We start from the raw sequence: 23,143 nt of genomic DNA, 5'->3' as shown, positions 1-23,143 counted from the left end.
GCGCACATCCCGTATGGACTATCCCGGTAATCTTTTCGTAGTGGCGGCGCCGAGCGGCGCAGGCAAGTCGAGCCTGGTAAAGGCCCTGCTCGAGCTCGACTCCCACGTGCAGCCCTCCGTATCCCACACCACGCGGCCTCCGCGCGGCCAGGAGCGGCACGGGCGCGAATACTTCTTTACCTCCGAGCAGGAGTTCGATGCGATGGTGGCCGCCAACGGCTTCATCGAGTGGGCGCACGTCCACGGCCGCCGCTACGGCACGTCCCGCAAAAGCATCGAGGAACGCATCGGCCAGGGCGCGGATGTCATCCTCGAGATCGACTTCCAGGGAGCCATGCAGGTGAAGGAAGCCTTCTCCAACGCCGTGCTCATCTTCATCCTGCCGCCGAGCTGGGAAGAGCTGCGCTCGCGGCTGGAGCGCCGCGGCGAGGACGCCCCGGACGTGATCGAGCTGCGGCTCAAGAATGCGGCCATCGAGATGGCGCAGGCCGAGAAATTCGACTTCGTTATAATCAACGAGCTTTTCGAACGGGCGCTTTTCGACATGAAAACCGTCGTTCATGCCCAGCGGCTCAAGTACGCAGCCCAGCGCCGGGCACGTGCCGACACCTTCGAATCCCTCAATATCGTCTAGACCGCCAGGAGAATCCGCATGGCACGCATCACCGTTGAAGACTGCCTCGAGCACATCCCGAACCGTTTCCAGCTCGTCCTGGCAGCCACGTACCGCGCGCGCATGCTGAGCCAGGGCCACGCCCCGAAGATCGAGAGCCGCAACAAGCCCGCCGTGACGGCCCTGCGCGAAATCGCCGAAGGCAAGATCGGTCTGGAGATGCTCAAGAAGGTGCCCGGCTGACCCTGTCGGTCGCGCACCGATCAACAGCACCGCCAGGCGGTGCTTTTTTTTGCCTTCGGCCGGCGGGGCACGGGCACGCTACATTTCAGGGTATGAATGAGGTACTGACCAAACCTTCCGCCCCGGAGCCGCGCCCTGGCAACGCCCCGGCGGCGGGCGCGTCTGCCGCGGCCGCCAACGCGGCCGCCGCCAGTTTCGCCTCGCTCACCGAAAACCTCGAGTACCTCGATGCAGCGAGCATCGAGCAGGTGCGGCAGGCCTACAAGTTCGCCGACAAGGCCCACCTCGGGCAGTTGCGCAGCAGCGGCGAGCCCTACATCACCCACCCCATCGCGGTGGCCGCGCAATGCGCCACCTGGAAGCTCGACGCCCAGGCGCTGATGGCGGCGCTGCTCCACGATGCGATGGAGGACTGCGGCGTCACCAAGTCGGACCTGCTGGAACGCTTCGGCCCGCAGGTGGCCGAACTGGTCGACGGCCTCACCAAGCTCGACAAGCTGCAATTCAACACCCGCGAGGAAAACCAGGCCGAGTCCTTCCGCAAGATGCTGCTGGCCATGGCGCGCGACGTGCGCGTCATCCTCATCAAGCTGGCCGACCGCACGCACAACATGCGCACGCTCTCGGACATGCCGCGCACCAAGTGGGGCCGCATCGCTTCCGAGACCCTGGAGATCTACGCGCCCATCGCCCACCGCCTGGGCCTGAACCAGACCTACCGCGAACTGCAGGACCTCTCCTTTCGCCACCTGCACCCCTGGCGCTACGCCACGCTATCCAAGGCGGTGAACAAGGCGCGCAACCGCCGGCGGGACATCATCCAGAAGGTGCAGACCGAAGTGGACGCGGCCTTCGCCCGCATCGGCATGAAGGCGCGGCTGGCCGGCCGCGAGAAAACGCTCTACGCCATCTACCAGAAGATGGACACCAAGCACCTGAGCTTCGCCCAGGTGACGGACATCTACGGCTTCCGGGTCATCGTGTCCTCCGTGACCGACTGCTACACCGCGCTCGGCATCCTCCACCAGCTCTACAAGCCCGTGCCCGGCCGGTTCAAGGACCACATCGCCATCGCCAAGCTGAACGGCTACCAGTCGCTGCACACCACGCTCGTGGGCCCCTCCGGCATCAACATCGAGTTCCAGATGCGCACGGAGGAGATGCACGTGGTGGCAGAGGCCGGCGTCGCAGCCCACTGGCTCTACAAGGCCCAGAATGCCGAAGGCAGCACGGCCGAGCGGCTGGGAACCAAGTGGCTGCAGTCGCTGCTGGACATCCAGAACGAGACGCGCGACGCCGCCGAATTCTGGGACCACGTGAAGGTGGACCTGTTCCCCGACGCGGTCTATGTGTTCACACCCAAGAGCCAGATCATGGCCCTGCCCCGCGGCGCGACCGTCGTGGACTTCGCCTATGCCATCCACAGCAACGTGGGTGACCGGGCCACGGCCGCCAAGATCAACAACGAGCAGGTCCCGCTGCGCACCGAGCTGAAGAACGGCGACGTGGTGGAAATCATCACCGCGCCCGTCTCCACCCCCAACCCCGCATGGCTGGGTTTCGTGCGCACCGGCCGCGCGCGTTCCAAGATCCGCCACTACCTCAAGACCCTGGCGCACACAGAGTCCGCCGGCCTGGGTGAAAAGCTGCTCACCCAGGCACTGCGGGCCGAGGGCCTGGAGCGCCTGCCCTCGGAGGACGAGAACCACGCGCTCTGGGACAAGCTGCTGCGCTTCACCGGCAACCGCTCGCGCACCGAACTCATGACCGACATCGGCCTGGGCAAGCGCATCGCCGGCATCGTGGCCAAGCGGCTCATGGTGCTGATGGCGGAACACGGCCACCGGCCGGACGCCCTGCTGCTCACCCGGGAGCGCTATACCTCGCACGAGAACCTGTCACAGGGCGGCGTCACGCTCGACGGCAGCGAGAACGCCTCCGTGCAGTACGCCAGCTGCTGCAGGCCGGTGCCGGGCGACCCGATCGTCGGCTACCTGGGCCGCGGCGAAGGCCTCGTCGTCCACAACGCCCAATGCGGTGTGGCCAAGAAGCTCCAGCACAAGGACAGCGAGCGCTTCATCACCGTCGATTGGGCGGACGAGCCGACCCGCATGTTCGAGACCGGCATCGTGGTGACGGTCACCAACGGCAAGGGCGTGCTGGCACGCATCGCCGCGGAACTCGCCAGCTCCGAGGCAGACATCGTGCATGTGGACATGGACGAGGAAAAAGCCATGGACACGACCGACCTGCGCCTCGTGGTGGCCGTGCGCGACCAGGCGCACGTCGAAGCCGCGCTGCGCAACCTGCGGCGCACCACGGCCGTCCTGCGCGCCTTCCGCATCCTGCCGTCGCCCTAGCCCCCAGCCGGACACCCGCGTCCCTTCGCACCCCCAATGGGCGCAGGAAGGGTTTCAGGAAGGCGCTCGCGCGGGGTACTCGACCCGCAGGATCTCCAGCGTGCGCAGCCCGCCGGGCGTGCCCAGCCGGACCTGGTCGCCTTCGCGCGCCTTCAGCAGCGCGCGCGCCACGGGCGACACCCAGCTCACCTGGGACTGGCTGCTGTCCACCTCGTCGATCCCCAGGATGGTCACCGTCCGCTCCACGTCCAGGTCGTCCATGTAAGTGACGGTGGCGCCGAAGAACACCTGGTCGCTGCCGTGGTGCAGAGAGGGATCGACCACCTCCGCGATGTCCAGGCGCTTGGTCAGGAAGCGGATGCGCCGATCGATCTCGCGCAGGCGCTTCTTGCCATAGAGGTAATCGCCGTTCTCGGAGCGGTCGCCATTGCTGGCAGCCCAGTGGACGACCTCCACCACCTTCGGCCGCTCGTTGTCCATCAGGTCGAGCAGTTCGGACCGCAGACGGGCATGGCCTGCCGGCGTCATGTAGTTCTTGCTGCCGGCGGGCAACGGCGGCGCGGATGGGAACTCCGCATCGTCGTCGGGGGCGTTATCCGTTTCCTTGGTGAAGGCCTTGCTCATGGGATCGGTCGGCTCCAGGTGATGACGACCGCCAGCGGCAGCTGGCAGAAAATGGAAAAAGCCTCGTGACTTTGACATCACGAGGCTTACCATTTGGTGCGGCTGGCAGGAATCGAACCCACGACCCCTTGGTTCGTAGCCAAGTACTCTATCCAGCTGAGCTACAGCCGCCAAGCTTTGAATTATAGCATGTTTTGCCACTCTTCAAAAACTTCTGAGAGATTTTTTGAGCCTTTCGGATCAAGTCCGTCGCATCAGAAGCAGAACGCCATTGTAGTACAGAAATCCGTCCCGCCTGAAGACTTCGGTAATTTTCTATCTGGCAGAGCTGGCCCTGGCACACGACTGCAGCGTGACCAGGGACTCCCGGGCGTTCTGATGGCTGCGCTCCAGGGTATCCACACGCTCCCTGACTTCCCGGATGGCTTCACGCACGGACTCCCGGTCCCTTCCGGCCATCGCCTCTGCCTGCGCGATGCGGCTGTCCTGGCGGACACGTTCTTCGCAGAACGAGCCATAGGCCAGAATCACCGAGCCGATGAATGCAAGCAACTGGAAGATGGTGCCCGTGCTGATCGTCGCGTCGAACTTCAAATGCTTTTCAGTGCTGGCGGTCTTGGTCTTCATGGCATCTCCTCGTTGCGCCTGCGCGCGTTCTCATGGGTTGCGGCTCTCACCGGCAAACCCGCAGCCTCCCGGAGCCCGGACGTAGCGCGGCCATTGCCACGAGTGCCCGGGGATAAATGAAAAAAGCCTGCAGAGCGAGCCCTGCAGGCTTGGGAAAATTTCGGGCGAGCTTCTTCTTCGAGGGCTACCGCAATCGCTACAGGCCCTACTGGCCAGGCTGTCGTTGCGGGCGTTTGACGAAGAGGCGTCGCGCGAGAGGATCAGCACCCTCTGCAATCAACTGATGCAGTTCCGGTCAGGTGCGCTGACCACCGAGACGGGAATGGATGGATTGGAGCGCGCGCTGCACGCAGTCGTCGATGAAGCTGGCAATGCGGCGTCCAGGCTCGCCATGCGGCACGCTGGTCAAGCCGGTGGCGTCGCATGCAATGCACCTTCTGGAGGAAAGCCGACCCGTGCCGGGCATGGGCAGGAACTTCCTGCCGAGACACTCGGAACATGCAGGCTGCAGCCACCAAAGGAGTACGGCGGCCGACACGACCTCGGGAGAATCCACGTTCCATCGGGCCGCCTGCGCGGAAAGCTGTCGCTGCACCTGCGGCAGAGCCCGCAGCAGAGCGTGTCCGCAGACCTGCCCTGGTGCACCGCCACTGTCGGCCTTGCGCGCTGCAGCATCATGTTCCGCACGCAGCCGCAGGAGAGCGCCGCCGGTGCGCGAACGGCTCCAACCTGCCGCGACCAGCACGTCGGCAGATGTATGGGGCGAGCCTTCGCGGACGCAGAAGCGCAGGTCGGAAGCGCTGGTGGCTGTGCCGTACGCCTCTTCGAGTACAGGGAAATCGCTGGGAGACATGGCCATCCTCGCAGTCATGGTTATCGAACTTCGCAGCAGCCGCGCTGCCGCACCGAATTCCTGCTTCATTGATTAAACATCACGTTTACACAAAAGTCCAATTTTTGTTTAAAACAATTTGTTTAATTGGGGCACAATGAGGCCATGCACGAGAGTACTGCCCGTCTTTACCAGGCTGCGTCCGAAATCAAGGATGTTTCGGGCCAGTCCGCCGTGGCCCGGCTGCTCGGGGAGTCGCCGCAGAACCTCAAGAACTGGGAGGTGCGAGGAGTTTCCAAGGCGGGAGCACTCAAGGCCGAGGAACTCATCGGTTGCTCGGCCGCCTGGGTGCTGGCGGGCGATGCGCCACCAGCCAGGCGCGGGGAGGCACCTGCCCGAGCCCCCTCACAGGAAAGCGGCGTGTCGGTGCCGCAATTGGCAAACACCGCGTCCATGGGCGCAGGAAGCGAGATGGCCCCTGAAGATGTCATGGTCGGCCACCTCACCCTGTCACCGGCATGGATCGGCAAGACACTGCGCGGCCTGAGCACGCCTGAGAACCTCCGCTTCATCCATGCCTACGGGGACTCCATGGAGCCCACCTTCCTCGACGGCGACGTGCTTTTGGTGGACGCAGGCGTGCGCACCCTGGAGGTCGACGGGGTCTATGTGCTGGCGGCCCAGAGCCGCCTCTTCATCAAGCGTGTGCGCCAGCGGCTGGATGGTGCCTACGAGATCAGCAGCGACAACCCCACCGTGAAGACGGTGGACGTCCTGGACGGCAAGCACACGGTGGAGATCCTGGGCAAGGTGATATGGATCTGGAACGGACGGAAGATCTGATCGGACTTCGACTCGCCGCGTTCAAAACCGGCAGGCCGACCACATTATTTAAACATTCCCCGAACACGCCCCCGCGCTAGTCAAACAAAACGAAACGAACGCATTGAGGTGGGCGCAAGGTCACGGCGGAGACATTCCTGCAGCCAGGAATCCAGGCCATCGGCCGAGCCGCGGGACCAGTTGCAAGGGCGGCGGGAGGGTCAACCTGGGCGTGGAGCGGTCCCAAAGGGCATCGTCGGCCAGCACAGCCACCTGTTCGGACGGTCCGTGCTGCGTGGATCGTCACGCCTGCCGTGCGCGTCGTCCATCTTCTGTGCGTGGTAGGCCGTGCTGGGCTCGAACCAGCGACCAAAGGATTATGCGTGCCACTTCGGCTTTCGCCGCCCGTTTCCGGTTCGTGGCCTGGACTCTGTCTTGCCTTTCGGCCTTCCCGTCGAGTCTCTACACGTTCCCTCCTCGTGGAGGGCTTCGCTCGGCGTTGGCATAGCGCGCACGGACGCGCAGTAGCGTTCACCGAATTTGAGAAGTTCTACTTCAAGGCAGAGTGAACTTACCTTGAGCAACCCATTGGGTGCCGCTCCATTCCCGGGCGTTCGCCTGGGGGCAGGAGCCTCCCCGTCAAGTCCTCTGCTCTAACCAACTGAGCTAACGGCCCACAGCCTTCGATTGTCGCATAGCCCACTGGGCACGGCAAAAAAGCAGGAGTTGGCGGCTTCTGAAAGAGCCCCATGCCTGCGGCATGGACAGGCCAGGAAAGCCCGGCATGTGGGATATGCCCCTGGTATCGGTGCAGGCCGTTTCACTCGGACGCCTCGGAAGAGGTTTTGTAACTCGCTGGCACCCGAGCATGGTTTAACCTCATCGTTACGATCGAGTTGCTTTTGATGATCCGGCCCATCGCCAGAACGTCGTATGCCACTGTCCGCCTTTTCCCGCCTTCCGCTGGCGTGCTACGCGCTTGTCGTCGATGACCATCCGCTCGTCGCACGGGGCATGGCCGAGTTTCTCCGCATCCATCCCCGTCTGGACGATGCCCGCCACGCACACGAGACGTCCGAGGCCCTGCGCATCATTGCCTCGCATGGCTCCCCCGTCCTGGCACTTGTGGATTTCTGGCTCTCGGAGGGTGCCGCCACGTCGTTCATCGACAACCTTTTCGCGATGCCCCCGAGCACGCGCATGCTGATCGTGAGCGCGGACCACCACCCGGCCATCGTCCTCAAGGCCCGGTCCAGCGGTGCCCATGGATTCATCCACAAGCGGGAATCGCCCGAGACCTTCCACGCCGCCGTCAATGCCGTGCTCGATGGAGCCGCCTGGTTCGAATCGGAGGCCACGGCCTCCCTCTCCGGCACGGCCCTCGGTGCCGCGACACCTCGCGAAATTTATCTCGCTCCCGCCGATCTGGGCCTGACCCCGCGCCAGGGCCAGATCCTCGCACTGGTTCTGGAGGGACTGCCCAACAAACCCATCGCGAATACGCTGCATCTCTCGGAGCACACGGTGAAGGAACACCTGACGGCCATCCTGCAGAAGCTTGGCGTGAGCAACCGCGTAGAGCTGATCTCCCGGCTGCGCGGCGTCCGGATCAGTGGATCTTGACGCGCCCCCGTGGCGCAGCGCAGCCCTGCTCAACGAGCTCGAGGCGATACAAGGGGTTACGCAATTCCCGCCATGGCAGGGGTTTGGGCAGAAGGGCCGCCCCGTATAAATCCGCGTTCCCTGCCGGAACCGCATGGTCCGGGTGGGATGTCCCCTATATGGAAGCTGAACGGATGGACGGTCTGCGCAAGGCCGTCACGGATAGGAGAAAACATGAGGATTGCCGCCCCCTTGCTTGCCATCGGACTGCTCACCGCGCCGATGGCCTGGTCCGCCAACCGCGCCTGCGTGATCGAGGGAACCATCTCCGTCGCGGGTTCCGGGACGGCAGTGAAAGACTGCATGGAGTTCTCGTCCGACGTCACGGCGGAGCAACTCAAAAGCAGCTGCGACGCGGTCGCACAGGCGTCGGCCGGGTTGGGCGGCAAGCCCGGAAAGGTGACACTCATGCGCCAGTGCCCGAGACCTGCCAGCGGCGCCTGCAAGGGACTGATGGGCCGGCCGCTCGATGCCTACTATTACGGCCTCCCGGCCGATGCCATCCAGCAGAAGCGCCAGGCCTGCGAGACCTCGACCGCCGTGATCAAGGCGGGCACATGGAGCGACGGCCGGTAATCCGCCCGCACGCTGCCTGCCGGGCCACCATGGCCGCATGCCGCGCCATCCGGGCCGGGGGCCCTAGCGGCGATGGCTCAGCGCGTTGGTCACCAGCTTGGAGGTGATATCTACGATCTGGATCATGCGGTCGTAGGGCATGCGCGTGGGGCCGATGACGCCCAGGGTGCCCACGACCTGCCCGTCCACCTCGTACGGGGCGCTGACCACCGACAGCTCCTCGAACGGAACGACCTGGCTTTCGCCTCCGATGAAGATCCGCACGCCCTCGGCCCGGTTGGAGACGTCCAGCAGGCGCAGTATCTGGGTCTTCTGCTCGAAGAGGTCGAAAGCCTTGCGCAGGTTGCCCATGTCGTTCGAGAAATCGCTCAGGGCCAGCAGGTTGCGCTCGCCAGAGATGACCACCTCCTCCTGCGAGGCGGCCATGGCCTCGGAGCCGACGTTCACCGCGGCCTGCATGAGGGAGGCGATCTCGCCGCGCAACTGGTCCACCTCGGTCTTGAGCCGCTCCCGCACCTCTTCCATGCCCATGCCGGAGTAATGGCTGTTGAGGAAATTGGCGGCCTCTGCGAGTTGGGACTGGGAGTGATCCACCTCGGTGAAGATCACGCGGTTCTGCACGTCGCCGTCCGGCGAGACGATGATGACGAGCAGGCGGCGCTCCGAGAGGCGCAGGAACTCGATATGCCGGAAGACGGACTGCCGGCGCGGCGCCATCACCACGCCCACGAACTGCGAAAGGCTGGACAGCAGCTGCGCCGCGTTGGCGATGACCTTCTGGGGCTGGTCCGGTGCGAGTTCGGGGGAGCACAGCTCGCCGCGCTGCACCGTCAACATGGTGTCAACGAACAGACGGTACCCTCTGGCCGTGGGGATGCGCCCCGCGGAGGTATGGGGGCTGGCGATCAGCCCGATCTCCTCCAGGTCGGCCATGACGTTGCGGATGGTCGCCGGCGAGAGATCCAGCCCGGAGGCCCTCGACAGGGTGCGCGATCCCACCGGCTGGCCGTCGGCGATGTAGCGCTCGATCAGCGCTTTGAGCAACAACTTGGCACGGTCATCGAGCATTGAATCATTTTAATGATCTAATTTCCGCGATGAAGCTCAGGTTCCAACGCGTGGCGCTCGTCGGCAAATACCAGGCGCCCACTTCTGCAGGCATGTCCGACAGTTCGCGCGACGCGGTGGACGGCATCGCCAGATTCCTGGCCAACGAGGGATGCGAGATTGCCCTCGAGGCGGATACCGCCGCGAACACAGGGTTCACCGACTACCCGGCGCTCTCCGTGGAGCGCATCGGGCTGGACTGCGATCTCTGCCTCGTGGTGGGCGGCGACGGCACGATGCTCGGCGTTGGCCGGCAGCTCGCGCAATACCGCACGCCGCTCATCGGCATCAACCAGGGCCGGCTCGGTTTCATCACCGACATCCCCCTGGGCGAGTACCCGACGGTCCTCAAGCCCATGCTGCGCGGCGAATACGAGGAAGACCTGCGCCCCCTCATGCGGGCCCGGGTGATGCGCCAGGGCCAGTGCGTGTTCGAGGCCCTGGCCATGAACGACGTGGTGGTCAACCGCGGATCCACGTCCGGGATGGTCGAACTGCGCGTGGAGGTGGGCGGCCATTTCGTGTCCAACCAGCGCGCCGACGGCCTCATCATCGCTTCCCCAACGGGATCCACCGCCTATGCCCTGTCCGCGGGCGGGCCGATGCTGCACCCGACTATTCCCGGCTGGGTGCTGGCGCCGATCGCGCCACACACGCTGTCGAACCGGCCCATCGTGCTGTCGGACAGCATGGAAGTGGCCGTGGAGGTCGTCAGCGGGCGCGATGTCAGCGCGAATTTCGACATGCAGTCCCTTGCGTCCCTGCAGCACGGCGACCGCATCCTGGTACAGCGCTCGGACTACCGGGCGCGTTTTCTCCATCCGCGCGGCTGGAATTATTTCGCCACGCTGCGCAAGAAACTCCGCTGGAACGAAGGAGGCTACTGAGAATGGCGTTGAAGCGGATTGCGCTGCGTGATTTCGTGATCGTCGAGTCCCTCGAGCTCGACCTCCATTCCGGATTCACCGTTCTGACCGGCGAGACCGGCGCCGGCAAGTCCATCCTCATCGATGCGCTGCAGCTGCTGCTGGGCGCGCGCGCCGATCAGGGCGTGGTGCGCGAAGGCGCGGCGTCCACGGACTTGTGCGCGGAGTTCGACGGCACGCCCGCCATCGCAGCCTGGCTGGACGAGGCGGGCATTCCTCCGGAAGAAGGCCTGCTGCTGCGGCGCACCATCGACACCCAGAGCAAGAGCCGGGCGTGGATCAACGGGGTGCCGGTGACCGCGACGCAGATGCGCACCCTGGGCTCCCACCTCCTCGACATCCATGGGCAGCACGCCTGGCAGAGCCTCACGCGCGCGGACGCGGTGCGCGGCCTGCTGGATGCGTACGGCGGTATCCGCCCGGAAGGCCTGCAGCCCCTCTGGACGAGCTGGCGCGACGACCGCAAGGCACTGGATGCCGCCGTCGCGGGCCAGAACGACATCCAGCACGAACGCGACCGGCTGCAGTGGCAGATCGCCGAAATGCAGAAGCTCGCACCCGCCGATGGCGAGTGGGACGAGCTGAATGCACAGCACACTCGCCTCTCGCATGCGCAGGCGTTGATCGACACGGCCCAGGACGCGCTGTCGGCGCTGGAAGACGATGAATCGGGCGCTCATGGCCCGCTGGTGCGCGCCCGCGGCCTGCTCGAAGCGAAGGCGTCGCTGGACCCGCAGTTCCAGTCCATGCTGGACGTGCTGGCGTCCTGCCTGGCCCAGGCATCGGACGTGGCCCATTCGCTCCAGGCCTACCTGCGCCACACCGACGTGGACCCCGACCGGCTCGAAACGCTGGATGCACGCATGGGACTCTGGATGTCGCTGGCCCGGCGCTTCAAGCGCCAGCCGCAGGACCTGCCCGCACTGCTCACCGGCTGGGAGGAAGAACTCGCGCGCCTGGACGGGGCCTCGGACGTGGAAGCCCTCGCTGAGCAGGCCCGCAGGAGCGAAGCCGCCTACATGCAGGCCGCCCGGGAGACTTCCCAGAAGCGCGCCAAGGCCGCTCCACAGCTCGCGCGCGCCATCACGCAGGCCATGCAGGGGCTGGGCATGAAGGGCGGACGCTTCGACGTGGCGCTCGATGCGCAGGCCGAGCCGGGCCCGCACGGATTGGACAGCGTGGCGTTCCTGGTGGCGGGTCACCAGGGGGTGACGCCGCGCCCGATCGGCAAGGTGGCCTCGGGCGGCGAGCTGTCGCGCATCTCGCTGGCGATCTCGGTGACCACCAGTCGCCTCGGCGAAGCGCCGACGCTGATCTTCGACGAGGTCGATTCCGGCGTCGGCGGCTCCGTCGCCGAAACCGTGGGCCAGCTGATGCAGCGGCTCGGCCGCGACCGGCAGGTGCTGGCGGTGACCCACCTGCCGCAGGTGGCCGCGTGCGCGGACCATCATCTGGTCGTGTCCAAGCGCTCCCGCCAGCAGGGAACGGTCAGCACCGTGGCGGCTGCGGAAGGCGAGCGACGCATCCAGGAAATGGCGCGCATGCTCGGCGGCGAGCGTGCTTCGGCCGCCACCCTCGCACACGCCCGAGAGATGCTGGACAACAGCCGCGCGGCAGCCAGGGGAGCCCGGCCATGACGGCTGAAACGCTGGAGATCGTGCTGATCACGGGCATGTCGGGCTCCGGCAAGTCCGTGGCGCTGCATGCGCTGGAAGACGCGGGCTACTACTGCGTGGACAATCTGCCCCCGGAGCTGCTCGCGGCCTTCGTGGCGCTGGAGCACCAGCACCACGGCAACCGGGTGGCCATTGCCATGGACGTGCGCAGCGCCACGGCACTGCCCCTGGTGCCGCAACAGCTGCGCCGGCTGCGCGCGGAAGGCGTGACCGTGCATTCGCTGTTCCTGGATGCCACGACGGACACGCTGGTGCGCCGCTTCTCGGAAACCCGCCGCCGCCATCCGCTGTCCCGCGACGACTGGTATGGCGAGCCGCACGCGCTGCTGGAAACCATCGAACTCGAGCGTGAATTGCTCGCGGACCTGCGCGAACAGTCGCATGTCATCGACACCAGCGCCATCCGCGCCGCGCAACTGCAGGGCTACGTGAAAAGCCTCATGCCCGCGCTGCCGGGGCAGCTGACCCTGGTGTTCCAGTCGTTCGCGTTCAAGCGCGGCGTCCCGGTGGACGCGGACTACGTCTTCGACGTGCGCATGCTGCCCAACCCGCACTACGAACCGGGCCTGCGCCACCTCACCGGCAAGGACCAGCCCGTGGTGCATTACCTGGAGCAGGCCCGGGAGGTGCGGCAGATGCGCGAGCACATCACCCACTTCCTGGGACACTGGCTGGAGCCGCTGGCCCAGAACCACCGCAGCTACGTCACGGTGGCGATCGGCTGCACGGGGGGGCAGCACCGGTCCGTGTATCTCGTCGAGAAACTCGCCGAGGACTTCTCGGACCGCTGGACGACGTTGCGGCGCCACCGGGAACTCGACGGGCGCTAGGCGGCGGCCCTGCCGGGCACCGCGGCTCAGGCTTGCACGGCTCCCGCGGCGGGCAGCTGCAACTGCTCCAGCAGCTTGCGCACGGGGGCCGGCAATCCCAGCGCCTTCCATTGCGGGGCGGTGTACCAGCCCCCCCTCCTGCGCGGTATCGGACTGGCCGCGTGCGGCAGGCTCCGGCCCGTGCACCAGCATCGGGTGCAAGTGCAGGTCCCGGTGCGTGAGGACATGGAACACGGCGTCCAGCTCCCGCGGCGTGCGGACCACGCCGCGCTGCGCCAGCCAGTCCATCGCATCTTCCCGGCTGTCGAACATGGGTGGGCAATGCAGTCCGGCCCAGATGCCCTCGGAAGGCCTGCGCTGCAGCCACAGGCGGCCTTCGCCGTCGTGCAGCAGGGGGAACCACCATGCCTGCGCCCGCCGCAGCAGTTTGCGCGTGCGGACCGGATAATCCTCGGGATTGCCGGCCGCGGCCGCCGCGCATTGCGGCTGCAGGGGGCAGAGGATGCAGGCGGGCTTGCGCGGCGTGCAGAGGCTCGCGCCCAGGTCCATCAGTCCCTGCGTGTAGCGGGGCATCGCCTCCTGCAGGTCGTCGTGCGGCAGCAACTCGCTGGCGCGATCCCACAGGTCACGCTCGTTGCGGGCGACGGCCAGGTCGGCATCGAAGCCGAGCACCCGCGTAAGCACCCGCCGGACATTGGCGTCCAGGATGGGCACGCGCTCCGCGAAGCAGAAGGAGGCGATCGCGCCGGCCGTGGAACGGCCGATGCCGGGCAGGCCGGCCAGCGCCTCGGCGGAGCGCGGGAACGCCCCGCCGTGCCGGTCCACGACGTCCTTGGCGCATCGGTGCAGGTTGCGGGCGCGGCTGTAGTAGCCCAGGCCGCTCCAGAGGGCCATGACGTCGTCCTCCGGCGCAGCGGCCAGGGCGCGCACATCGGGGAACCGTTCCAGGAACCGGGTGTAGTAGTCCAGCACCGTGCTGACCTGCGTCTGCTGCAGCATGATTTCGGACAGCCAGACCCGGTAGGGGTCGCGCGTCTGCTGCCAGGGCAGGTGGTTGCGGCCGTGCACGGCCTGCCAGCGCACCACCTCGGTGGCGATGTCGGGGACCGCGCGCTTCATGCGGACAGCGGCGCCCGGGGCTGGGGCTTGCCGTTTTCCGCCGGCAGGGAGGCGAGTTGCTCCGTCAGCTCGTGCAGGCGCGTCTCCAGTTGCGCGAGTTCCTGCTCGGCCTGCTCTATCTCGGCAATGCGCTCAACGAGGCCGCTGGCGGCATGCTGGATGCGATCCACGGCCTCGATGCGCCGGGCGAAGCTGCGCTTGCGCTCGCGCAGCTGCGCATCGAGCTGCGCCGTGGCGGACTTGCTCCACAGCTCCAGGTCGTTCGCGGCCGACTCGAACACGGTGCGCAGCCGCATTCCCAGCGCCCGCACGAGGCGTTGGGTGAAGTCGGGTTGCGCCAGCCGCAGGGTGTTGCCCACGCCGAGGTACTGCATGTGGCGGCTCTCGATCTGCTGGATTTCCGTGAGGAAACCATCGAGCCGGGGCGTGGCGGGCACCTGCAGGGAGAAACCGAAATCCGCATTGAGCTGGCGAAACGTTCCACCCAGCATGGCATGGATCTCGGTGGCCGATGCCTGGGCCTTGTCCATGATGGTGCGCAGGCGCTCGAACGTATCCACGTACACCTTGCGGACCCCGAGCTTCAGACCCTTCTGCTGGAGGGTTTCGACCAGCACCGTCAACTCCGCCTTCAGCGAGCGTGCGCCCAGGTCATGGAAGATGTCGCGCAACAGCTTCAGGTGCACCGCTCGCACGGCCTGGATCTTGGCGGCGCTGGCATCGAATTCGCGCTGCTCCTGCTCGATGCGCACGCGCATGGACTCGATCACCGACGCATTCTTGCCGCGCAGGCTGCGCAGTTCGAGCATCTGGTCGTCCAGGTCGCGGCGCCGGATGTTGATGGTCCGGCCCGCCTCCGAGCGCAGGGACGCCACGCCGGCCGTCACGGCTGAACGCAGGATGGCCTGTCGCTCGCCCATCACGCCCTGCGCCAGCGCATCCTCCAGCGCCGGCAGTCCGCTCGACTCCAGCAGCACGTCGTCGCAATGGATCTTGGACACCAGGCCCTTCTGGGCGGACACCAGGAGCACCTGGTCGGGCGCCACGCCCAGCATGTCGGCGGAGGCCAGCCGCTGGCGGTCCAGCTGCTCCTGCACCTGGGTCGGGGAATTGAGTGTGTCCCAGAGGGTATCGATCTTGTTGAGCACCACCAGTTGCGCGTCGGAGTGGCCCACGGCCGGAGCCACGTGCTGGCGCCAGATCTCCAGGTCCGAGCGAGTGACGCCGGTGTCCGCCCCCAGGATGAATACCACGGCGTGGGCCTGGGGGATGAGGTTGATGGTGAGTTCGGGCTCGGCGCCCACGGCGTTGAGGCCGGGAGTGTCCAGGATGACCAGGCCCTGCCGAAGCAAGGGGTGGGGGATGTTGATCAGCGCATGGCGCCACGCCGGTACCTCCACCAGCCCCCTGGCGTCGAGCACGGGGTTCTCCTGCGGCTGGTCGTCGTGCCAGAAGCCGAGGGCACGCGCCTCGTCCTGCGTGACCCGTCGCACTTCCGACACCTTTTCGATGGCCTGGGCGAGCTGGTCGGCATCGCCGACGTTCAGCGGCACTTCGGTCCACTGGTCCGGCCGCATTCGCCATTCGGCCAGCCCCTGCGGCTGCAGCCGCGTGTCGATGGGCAACAGCCTCAGGCTGTTGGGCAGCGCCGGGTCGTACCCGAGCTCGGTCGGGCACATCGTGGTGCGCCCCGCGCTGGCCGGCATGATGCGGCGGCCGTAGTCGGCGAAGAAGATCGCATTGATGAGCTCGGACTTGCCGCGCGAGAATTCCGCCACGAATGCGACCATGACCTTGTCGCTGCGCACCTGGTCTTCCAGGCGGCGCAGCTTTTCCTCGATGGCCGCATCCATGAGGGCGTGCGACGACATCCATTCCCCCAGGTGCTTCAGCTGCAGCGCGAAAGCGCGCCGCCAGGCGCCATGCTGGTCGAATTGCTCGTTGAAAGAAGGTCCCACGGTGCTCCTGGAGGTGGATGCTGCGCTGCTGCCCTGCAGGCACATGCAAAATATATCAGCACCCCGGGCGGCATTGCCCATGCAAATCAGGGCCGCTGGCAGCGGATGCAATAGTACGTGCTGCGCTGGCCCTGCCGCATGGAGCGTATCGGCGTCCCGCAGGTCCGGCACGGCAGGCCCTCGCGCCCATAGACATGGGCTTCGAGCTGGAAATGCCCGGCGTTGCCGTCCACGCCGGCGAAGTCCCGCAGGGTGCTGCCGCCGCGCTCCACCGCCCGGGCCAGCACCGTGCGGATGGCCTCGTGCAGGCGCCTGGCACGCAGGGGCCCGATCGACGCGGCACGCGCCGTCGGGCGGATGCCTGCCAGGAACAGCGCCTCGGACGCATAGATGTTGCCGACACCGACCACCGCCCTTCCCCCCAGCAGGAACTGCTTGAGGGGCAGGCGGCTGGCCCGCAGCGCCGCCACGAAGCCTTCCAGAGTGAAGGTATCGCCGAGCGGCTCCACCCCCAGCCGTCCCAGCAGCTTCACCGCCTGCGGGCTCGTCTCGGAATCGGCCCAGACGACGGCACCGAAGCGGCGCGGATCCTTCAGCCGCAAGGTGCCCTGGCTGGTGGCCATGAGGAAATGGTCGTGCGCGCCGGGGGCCTCGGCGCTCCGGTCGAAGCGCAGGCTACCGGACATGCCGAGGTGGATCAGCAGCATGCCGCGGTCCAGGTCCACCAGCAGGTACTTGCCGCGGCGCCGCACGGCCACGACGCGCAGGCCGTGCAGGTCCTCGGGAGCGCAGCCCAGGGGCCAGCGCAGCGACTTCCCCAGGCTCACGGATTCGATCAGCGCGCCCGCCATGGCGTCGGCGATGCCGCGGCGCGTCACTTCCACCTCGGGCAACTCAGGCATATGGTCGGGCTCCGGAAACAGGATCTGGCATGGATTATTATGGGTCGATGGAGCAATCACATCGACTTCGGAGTGCCGCATTCCTGTGCGCACTGTGTGCCGTCGCGGCGCCTTCTTTCGCGGCACCGGCTGCTCCCCCTCCCCCATCCGCGCGAGCCCAGCAGACGGAGCTGCAGGTGGAGAACATCCCGGCAAGCGAAGCCCGCGCGGCCCTGGATGCCGAGCTGTTCTACGACATCCTCATCGGCGAACTGAGCACGAGCCAGGGAGACCCCGGCACGGGCTACGCCCTCATGCTCGAGGCCGCACGGCGCAGCAGCGACGCCCAGCTCTACCGGCGCGCGACGGACATCGCGCTGCAGTCCCGTTCCGGTGAATACGCCCTGGCGGCAGCACGCGCCTGGAAGGAATCCCAGCCGCAGTCGCGCGAGGCCAATCGCTACGTGCTGCAGATCCTGATCGCGCTCAACCGCATCCCGGAAACGGGCGACCTGCTGCGGCAGGAACTGGCGCAGTCCCCGGCGAAGGACCGGCTGCTGACCCTGCAGGCCATTCCGCAACTGTACGGACGTGCACCGGACAAGGCGGCCGCGGCGGCCGTCGTCGAGAAAGCCCTGGCGGATCAGTTGCAGAACCCTGCGGCCGGCCCGCTCGCGTGGACGGCGCTGGGCCGGATGCGGCTCGCGGCCGGCGACCGCAAGGGCGCGCTCGAGGCCGCCCGCAACGCCCAGGCGCAGGAACCCACGCTGGACGCCGCGGCGCTGCTTTCGCTGCAGCTCATGGAAGCGGGAGAAGCCGAGGCCGAGCCACTCGTCGCCCGCTACATGGACGGCAAGCCGCAGCCGGAGATCCGCATGGCCTATGCGGGCGTGCTGCTCAACCTGCAGCGCTTCTCCGAGGCCGGCACACAGGTGGACCTGCTCACGCGGGAAGCCCCGGACATGGCCGAAGCCTGGCTGCTGAAGGCGACCCTGGCCCTGCAATCCGACCGGCTGCAGGAATCCGAAGCGGCGCTGGACCAGTTCGAGCGCCTGCTGCAGTCCTACCCGGCCACCGACCCGCGCAAGGCCGCCATGGGACAGGCCTACCTGCTGCGTTCGCAAATCGCCGAAAAGCGCGGTGACCTCGCCCAGGCCGAGGCCTGGCTCGGCAAGATAGAGAACTCCTCCGAGCTGCTGGCCGCGCAGACACGCCGCGCCTCGCTGCTGGCGCGGCAGGGCAAGCTGAGCGAAGCCATCGCGCTGATCCGCCGCCTTCCGGCGCGCAATCCGGTGGAGGAACGCCAGAAACTCGTGGCCGAGGCGCAGTTGCTGCGCGATGCCAGGCAATACCAGCAGGCCTTCGAGGTACAAGGCAAGGCGGTCGCCATGGCGCCCGGCGACTACGACCTGGCCTACGACCAGGCCATGCTGGCCGAGAAGGCCGGCGACCTGGCCGGCATGGAGCGGCTGCTGCGCCAGATCATCGAAAAGCGCCCTGACTACCACCACGCCTACAACGCGCTCGGCTATTCGCTGGCCGAGCGCGGCATCCGCCTCCAGGAGGCCCGGCAGCTGATCCAGAAGGCCCTGACCTACGCGCCCAAGGATCCGTTCATCACCGACAGCCTGGGCTGGGTGGAGTTCCGCCTGGGCAACCATGCCGAGGCGGCGCAGTTGCTGGGCGACGCCTTCCAGCGCCAGCCCGACCCCGAGATCGCGGCCCACCTGGGCGAAGTGCTGTGGACCATGGGGGAGCGCTCGCGGGCCCTGGAGGTCTGGCGCACGGGGCTCCAGCTCAACAAGGACAATGAGACGCTGCAGGAAACGATGAAGCGGCTGAAGGCCGCCCCGTGAACGCGGTGCCCGTGGCGATGCGTCCGCTGCGCCGCAGCCTGCTGGGCGCCCTGGCGGGAACCGCCCTCGTGCTGGCGGGATGTGCCAGCCCACCCCGCCCACCCGGGACCGCGGAGCAGGCGGGCACCCGGCAGTGGAACGGCCGCATGGCGCTGCAGGTGGATGATCCCGCAGTGAACCCCGTCAGCGCCGGATTCGAACTGAGCGGCGGACCGCAGCAGGGGGAGCTCGTGCTCCTGAATCCCCTGGGCAACGTGCTGGCCACTCTGGAGTGGTCTCCCGCCGGCGCCGTGCTGCAGAAGGGCGGCGAACGCCGCACCTCCCCATCGCTCGACGCGCTGGTGCTCGAGCTGACGGGCAGCGCCCTGCCCGTCGCCGCGCTCTTCGCCTGGCTGCAGGGAAACGCAGTGGCAGTGCCCGGCTGGACAGTCGATACCAGCCGGCTGGACGATGGCCGGCTGACCGCCCAGCGCCAGAGTCCGCTGCCGGAGGCCACGCTGCGCATCGTGCTGGACCGCTGAGCCGATCCATGCGCGCGATCCACGACCTGCCCGCCCCGGCAAAGCTCAACCTGTTCCTGCACATCACCGGGCGCCGGCCCGACGGCTACCACCTGCTGCAGTCGGCCTTCATGCTGATCGACTGGTGCGACACGCTGCATTTCGAGGTGCGCCCAGGCGGCGGGATCAGCCGGGAGGACATGGGTGCCGATCTTCCGGCCGACGACCTCTGCACCCGCGCAGCCCGCGCGCTGCAGGAGGCCACGGGCACGCGCACGGGTGTGCATATCACCCTGGAGAAGTCCATTCCCGCGCAGGCCGGCATGGGCGGAGGCTCCTCGGATGCGGCGACCACGCTGCTCGCCCTCAACCGGCTGTGGGGACTGGGGCTGGGCCGCCCGGCGCTCGAGCACATCGGACTGTCGCTCGGGGCAGACATTCCTTTCTTTTTGCGCGGCAGGAACGCCTGGGTCGAAGGAATCGGTGAGACAATTACGCCGCTCGAGAACGTGCATGCGCTGCCGCAGAGCCGGTTCGTGGTAGTCAAGCCCGAAGCCGGACTGGATACGAAATCGATTTTTTCGTCTCCTTCTCTGGAACGCGATTCAGAGCATGCTACAATCTCAGGCTTTGCTGCAGCACACTACCAATTTGGTAAGAACGCACTGCAGCCGGTCGCCGAAACGCTCTGCCCCGAGGTCTCGCAAGCCATCCAATGGCTTGGGAACAAAGGACTGCAGGCCCGGATGACCGGCTCGGGAAGTGCGGTGTTTGCGCAAATGGCACATGCGATCGATTTATTCGATCTGCCCACCGGATGGAGGGCAAAAGTATGTGATAATCTGAGGCTCCACCCCCTCGCAGGGTGGGCAGCAGATGAAGATTGAGGTGGATTGCCATCAGGCAGTCAACCTGTGTAGGGGAGTCGCCAAGCTGGTTAAGGCACCGGATTTTGATTCCGGCATGCGAAGGTTCGAATCCTTCTTCCCCTGCCAAAGCTTTTTGCCTCGGGCATTTACTTCAGACTGCTGGGTCTCGCATGCAAGCCAACCACCCCGACTTCATGGTTTTCACCGGCAATGCCAATCCAGGCATGGCCGCTGATATCGCCCGGCATCTCGGCACGAGCCTCGGCGCCATCGATGTGGCCCGCTTCTCCGACGGAGAAGTGACCGTAGAAATCAAGCAAAACGTCCGTGCCCGCGACGTGTTCGTGGTGCAGTCCACCTGCGCCCCCACGAACGAGAATCTCATGGAACTGCTGATCATGGTCGATGCGCTCAAGCGCGCATCCGCCGAACGCATCAGTGCCGTGATTCCCTATTTCGGCTATGCCCGCCAGGACCGCCGCCCGCGCTCCACGCGCGTGCCGATCTCGGCCAAGGTGGTGGCCAACATGCTGCAGGCCGTCGGCGTCGCCCGCGTGCTGACGATGGACCTGCACGCCGACCAGATCCAGGGCTTCTTCGACATCCCGGTGGACAACATCTACGCGTCCCCCGTGCTGCTCGGCGACCTGCGCCAGAAGAACTATGAAGACCTGATCGTCGTGTCGCCCGACGTGGGCGGCGTGGTGCGCGCGCGCGCACTGGCCAAGCAGCTCGGCTGCGACCTCGCCATCATCGACAAGCGCCGCCCGAAGGCCAACGTCTCGGAAGTGATGCACGTGATCGGCGAGATCGAAGGCCGCAACTGCGTGATCATGGATGACATGATCGATACGGCCGGCACCCTCGTGAAGGCCGCCGAGGTGCTCAAGGAGCGCGGCGCCAAGAAGGTGTACGCCTATTGCACGCACCCGATCTTCTCGGGCCCCGCCATCGACCGCATTTCCCAGGGTGATGCGCTCGACGAGGTCGTCGTCACCAACACCATTCCCTTGAGCGAAGCCGGCAAGGGATGCACCAAGATTCGCCAGCTCTCCGTGGCACCGCTGATCGCCGAGACGATCCAGCGCATTGCCAAGGGGGAGTCGGTGATGAGCCTGTTCTCGGACTGAGGATCCTTCCTCCCCTGCCCCGGCCTGCCGGCCGGTGCGGCAGATGCCAGGCCTCCTTCGGGAGGCTTGCGCGTTCGGGAACAACCCCACGGGCCCGCAGCCATCCTGGCGCGGGCCTTCGTCAACGCAGGGCCCGCTGGTCGCGGCAGGCCCCCACAGGAGTGAAACATGAACTTCGTCGCTTTTGAGCGCGCCAAGCAAGGTACGGGTGCGAGCCGCCGTCTGCGCAATTCGGGCAAGACGCCCGGCATCGTCTATGGTGGTTCCGCCGAACCCCAATTCATCGAGGTGGACCACAACGCCCTGTGGCACGCCCTGAAGAAGGAAGCCTTCCACTCCAGCGTGCTGGACATGGAACTGGCCGGCCAGACCAGCAAGGTCCTGCTGCGCGACGTGCAATACCACCCCTACAAGCAACTGGTCCTGCACATCGACTTCCAGCGCGTGGACGAGAAGACCAAGCTGCACATGAAGGTGCCGCTGCACTTCTCCGGCGCCGAGGAATCCCCGGCCGTGAAGATCGACAAGTGCATGGTCAACCCCGTGGCGACCGAACTGGACGTGTCCTGCATGCCGTCCGACCTGCCCGAGTTCATCAACGTGGACCTGAGCAAGCTGGAAAAGGGCCGTTCGCTGCACCTGAAGGACATCAAGCTGCCCCGCGGCGTGTCTGCCGTGGTGCGTGGCAGCCAGCAGAACCCGGTGCTGGTGTCCGTGGTGACACCGGTGGCCGAAGTCGAGGCACCGGCCGAAGGCGCGGCTGCTCCGGCCGCTGCGCCCGCCAAGAAGGGCAAGAAGTAACTCCTGCCCGCTGACCGAAGGCGGCCCCTGGCGGGCTGCCCTCGCCGGCCACGGCCCACCGCTTGCGAGCGCGTGGGCCGTTGTTTTTTGGAGCGCCCGACGGCACTCCCCGGATAATCGCGCGCACCATGATCAAACTGTTTGTGGGCCTGGGCAACCCCGGGCCGGATTACGACGCCACGCGGCACAACGCGGGCTTCTGGTGGATCGACGGGCTGGCCCGCGAGCTGAAGGTGCAACTGGTGCCGGAGCGGGCCTACCACGGGCTGGCTGCCCGGGCGAGCGTGGGCGGGCAGAGCGTGTGGCTGCTGCAGCCGCAGACCTTCATGAACCTGTCGGGCAAGTCCGTGGCCGCGCTGGCCCGCTTCTTCAAGATCCAGCCACAGGAGATCCTGGTGGCGCACGACGAGCTGGACATCGTGCCGGGGCAGGCCAAGCTCAAGCGCGGCGGCAGCCACGCGGGGCACAACGGCCTGCGCGACATCCACGCCCAGCTGGGCTCGCCGGACTACTGGCGCCTGCGCATCGGCATAGGACATCCGGGCGTGAAGGCAGAAGTCGCGAACTGGGTGCTCAAGAAGCCGTCGCCCGACCACCGCACGCTGATCGAGGACAGCATCGCCCATTCCCTGAAAGCCGCGCCCGCCATGCTGGCCGGAGACATGGGCAAGGCCACGCTGCTGGTACACACGACCAAGCCGCCACGGCCGAAGCCCCCGCGGCCCGCCGACGCCCCGGTGAACGCGCCTGCCGCGCCCGGCGGCGAGTAAGCCGGGTCGCGGCGCGGCGCCCTGCCCGGCGGAAAATTACTCCGAAGGGCGAGCCGGAGCCCCGGCATCGGCCGTTCCGGTCAGGCGCAGGTACTTCTGCATGAGCGTCTCGCGGCTCTCGACATGACGGGGATTCACAGGGATGCAGGCCACGGGGCAGATCTGCACGCACTGCGGCTCATCGAAGTGCCCCACGCACTCGGTGCATTTGTCCGGGTCGATTTCGTAGGTGGCCTCGCCCAGGTAGATGGCGTGGTTGGGGCACTCGGGCTCGCACACGTCGCAGTTGATGCACTCCTCGGTGATCATCAGGGCCATGGGTGCCTCCGGGTGGAGCGGAGCACGGCGGGCGTGCGGGAAA

The 23,143-nt window shown here is 66.7% G+C and carries 22 protein-coding genes, 2 tRNA genes and 1 pseudogene; 16 read left to right on the top strand and 9 right to left on the bottom strand.

Going from position 1 to position 23,143, the window contains the following annotated elements; all coding sequences use genetic code 11:
• Nucleotides 1-13 precede the first annotated feature (13 nt).
• From gmk to BLR05_RS02370, 3 genes are all read left to right on the top strand, one after another.
• On the top strand, nt 14-634 hold the full coding sequence (gene gmk, locus BLR05_RS02380; protein WP_013595881.1) for a guanylate kinase: 621 nt from the start codon (nt 14-16) through the stop codon (nt 632-634).
• Between the two features lie 18 nt (nt 635-652).
• A complete protein-coding gene (gene rpoZ / locus BLR05_RS02375) occupies nt 653-856 on the top strand; it encodes a DNA-directed RNA polymerase subunit omega (protein ID WP_011796632.1) in 204 nt (67 codons plus the stop codon).
• 92 nt (nt 857-948) lie between these two features.
• Nucleotides 949-3,216, top strand: a complete 2,268-nt coding sequence (locus BLR05_RS02370; RefSeq protein WP_092832088.1) for a RelA/SpoT family protein — start codon at nt 949-951, stop codon at nt 3,214-3,216.
• A gap of 54 nt (nt 3,217-3,270) precedes the next feature.
• Here BLR05_RS02370 and greB read toward each other — a convergent pair whose 3' ends face one another.
• The 4 genes from greB to BLR05_RS02350 form a co-directional block, all read right to left on the bottom strand.
• Nucleotides 3,271-3,840 carry a transcription elongation factor GreB gene (greB, locus tag BLR05_RS02365; protein WP_167361176.1) on the bottom strand — a complete coding sequence of 190 codons (570 nt, stop codon included), beginning with the start codon at nt 3,838-3,840 and terminating at the stop codon, nt 3,271-3,273.
• A gap of 94 nt (nt 3,841-3,934) precedes the next feature.
• Nucleotides 3,935-4,011 (bottom strand) — tRNA-Arg (locus BLR05_RS02360).
• 144 nt (nt 4,012-4,155) lie between these two features.
• Nucleotides 4,156-4,467 (bottom strand): hypothetical protein, encoded by a 312-nt coding sequence (locus BLR05_RS02355; protein ID WP_092832086.1) that lies wholly within the window; start codon nt 4,465-4,467, stop codon nt 4,156-4,158.
• 295 nt (nt 4,468-4,762) lie between these two features.
• Nucleotides 4,763-5,320: a hypothetical protein gene (locus BLR05_RS02350; protein WP_092832173.1), complete on the bottom strand. Its 558-nt coding sequence runs from the start codon at nt 5,318-5,320 to the stop codon at nt 4,763-4,765.
• A gap of 144 nt (nt 5,321-5,464) precedes the next feature.
• On the opposite strand from BLR05_RS02350, the gene BLR05_RS02345 reads away from it, so the two are divergent.
• The 3 genes from BLR05_RS02345 to BLR05_RS02335 all read left to right on the top strand — a co-directional run bounded on the left by BLR05_RS02345 (nt 5,465) and on the right by BLR05_RS02335 (nt 8,359).
• A complete protein-coding gene (locus BLR05_RS02345; protein ID WP_092832085.1) occupies nt 5,465-6,142 on the top strand; it encodes a LexA family transcriptional regulator in 678 nt (225 codons plus the stop codon).
• 912 nt (nt 6,143-7,054) lie between these two features.
• On the top strand, nt 7,055-7,744 hold the full coding sequence (locus BLR05_RS02340) for a LuxR C-terminal-related transcriptional regulator (protein ID WP_092832084.1): 690 nt from the start codon (nt 7,055-7,057) through the stop codon (nt 7,742-7,744).
• Between the two features lie 213 nt (nt 7,745-7,957).
• Nucleotides 7,958-8,359, top strand: a complete 402-nt coding sequence (locus BLR05_RS02335) for a hypothetical protein (RefSeq protein WP_092832083.1) — start codon at nt 7,958-7,960, stop codon at nt 8,357-8,359.
• A 63-nt stretch (nt 8,360-8,422) separates the two neighbouring features.
• Here the strand turns inward: BLR05_RS02335 and hrcA are convergent, their stop codons facing one another.
• Nucleotides 8,423-9,427: a heat-inducible transcriptional repressor HrcA gene (gene hrcA, locus BLR05_RS02330; RefSeq protein WP_092832082.1), complete on the bottom strand. Its 1,005-nt coding sequence runs from the start codon at nt 9,425-9,427 to the stop codon at nt 8,423-8,425.
• A gap of 29 nt (nt 9,428-9,456) precedes the next feature.
• Here hrcA and BLR05_RS02325 point away from each other — a divergent pair, with 29 nt between their 5' ends.
• From BLR05_RS02325 to rapZ, 3 genes are read left to right on the top strand one after another with little or no spacing between them, the layout of a single operon-like run.
• Nucleotides 9,457-10,353 (top strand): NAD kinase, encoded by an 897-nt coding sequence (locus BLR05_RS02325; protein WP_092832081.1) that lies wholly within the window; start codon nt 9,457-9,459, stop codon nt 10,351-10,353.
• Between the two features lie 2 nt (nt 10,354-10,355).
• Nucleotides 10,356-12,029, top strand: coding sequence for a DNA repair protein RecN (gene recN / locus BLR05_RS02320; protein WP_092832080.1), 1,674 nt, complete (start codon nt 10,356-10,358; stop codon nt 12,027-12,029).
• Nucleotides 12,026-12,898 carry an RNase adapter RapZ gene (gene rapZ, locus BLR05_RS02315; RefSeq protein ID WP_092832079.1) on the top strand — a complete coding sequence of 291 codons (873 nt, stop codon included), beginning with the start codon at nt 12,026-12,028 and terminating at the stop codon, nt 12,896-12,898. The genes recN and rapZ overlap by 4 nt, the downstream gene beginning before the upstream one ends.
• Nucleotides 12,899-12,924: 26 nt before the next feature.
• Here rapZ and mutY read toward each other — a convergent pair.
• The 3 genes and pseudogenes from mutY to mutM all read right to left on the bottom strand — a co-directional run bounded on the left by mutY (nt 12,925) and on the right by mutM (nt 16,877).
• Nucleotides 12,925-14,017 (bottom strand): annotated as a pseudogene (gene mutY, locus BLR05_RS02310) (A/G-specific adenine glycosylase).
• Complete coding sequence (locus BLR05_RS02305; protein ID WP_092832172.1) at nt 14,014-15,975, bottom strand: dynamin family protein; 1,962 nt, start codon at nt 15,973-15,975, stop codon at nt 14,014-14,016. The pseudogene mutY and the gene BLR05_RS02305 overlap by 4 nt, the downstream one beginning before the upstream one ends.
• 86 nt (nt 15,976-16,061) lie before the next feature.
• Nucleotides 16,062-16,877: a bifunctional DNA-formamidopyrimidine glycosylase/DNA-(apurinic or apyrimidinic site) lyase gene (mutM, locus tag BLR05_RS02300; RefSeq protein ID WP_092832078.1), complete on the bottom strand. Its 816-nt coding sequence runs from the start codon at nt 16,875-16,877 to the stop codon at nt 16,062-16,064.
• A gap of 29 nt (nt 16,878-16,906) precedes the next feature.
• Between mutM and BLR05_RS02295 the strand changes: the two genes are divergently transcribed.
• The 7 genes from BLR05_RS02295 to pth all read left to right on the top strand — a co-directional run bounded on the left by BLR05_RS02295 (nt 16,907) and on the right by pth (nt 22,782).
• Nucleotides 16,907-18,712, top strand: a complete 1,806-nt coding sequence (locus BLR05_RS02295; protein WP_092832077.1) for a tetratricopeptide repeat protein — start codon at nt 16,907-16,909, stop codon at nt 18,710-18,712.
• Between the two features lie 17 nt (nt 18,713-18,729).
• Nucleotides 18,730-19,233 carry a lipoprotein insertase outer membrane protein LolB gene (locus BLR05_RS02290; protein ID WP_092832171.1) on the top strand — a complete coding sequence of 168 codons (504 nt, stop codon included), beginning with the start codon at nt 18,730-18,732 and terminating at the stop codon, nt 19,231-19,233.
• An 8-nt stretch (nt 19,234-19,241) separates the two neighbouring features.
• Nucleotides 19,242-20,099 carry a 4-(cytidine 5'-diphospho)-2-C-methyl-D-erythritol kinase gene (ispE, locus tag BLR05_RS02285; protein ID WP_092832076.1) on the top strand — a complete coding sequence of 286 codons (858 nt, stop codon included), beginning with the start codon at nt 19,242-19,244 and terminating at the stop codon, nt 20,097-20,099.
• Nucleotides 20,100-20,130: 31 nt separating this feature from the next.
• A tRNA-Gln gene (locus BLR05_RS02280) sits at nt 20,131-20,207 on the top strand.
• 44 nt (nt 20,208-20,251) lie between these two features.
• Nucleotides 20,252-21,211: a ribose-phosphate pyrophosphokinase gene (locus tag BLR05_RS02275; protein WP_011796658.1), complete on the top strand. Its 960-nt coding sequence runs from the start codon at nt 20,252-20,254 to the stop codon at nt 21,209-21,211.
• Between the two features lie 168 nt (nt 21,212-21,379).
• A complete protein-coding gene (locus tag BLR05_RS02270) occupies nt 21,380-22,012 on the top strand; it encodes a 50S ribosomal protein L25/general stress protein Ctc (RefSeq protein WP_092832075.1) in 633 nt (210 codons plus the stop codon).
• Between the two features lie 128 nt (nt 22,013-22,140).
• The gene (gene pth, locus BLR05_RS02265) at nt 22,141-22,782 is read left to right on the top strand and encodes an aminoacyl-tRNA hydrolase (RefSeq protein WP_092832074.1); all 642 of its coding nucleotides are present in this window, start codon (nt 22,141-22,143) and stop codon (nt 22,780-22,782) included.
• A gap of 36 nt (nt 22,783-22,818) precedes the next feature.
• Here the strand turns inward: pth and BLR05_RS02260 are convergent, their stop codons facing one another.
• The gene (locus BLR05_RS02260; protein WP_092832170.1) at nt 22,819-23,100 is read right to left on the bottom strand and encodes a YfhL family 4Fe-4S dicluster ferredoxin; all 282 of its coding nucleotides are present in this window, start codon (nt 23,098-23,100) and stop codon (nt 22,819-22,821) included.
• Nucleotides 23,101-23,143 lie beyond the last annotated feature (43 nt).

Origin of the sequence: Paracidovorax cattleyae, assembly GCF_900104515.1 — a bacterium.
Classification (GTDB): Bacteria; Pseudomonadota; Gammaproteobacteria; order Burkholderiales; family Burkholderiaceae_C; genus Paracidovorax; species Paracidovorax cattleyae.
This window is presented reverse-complemented; position numbering and strand designations above follow the sequence as displayed.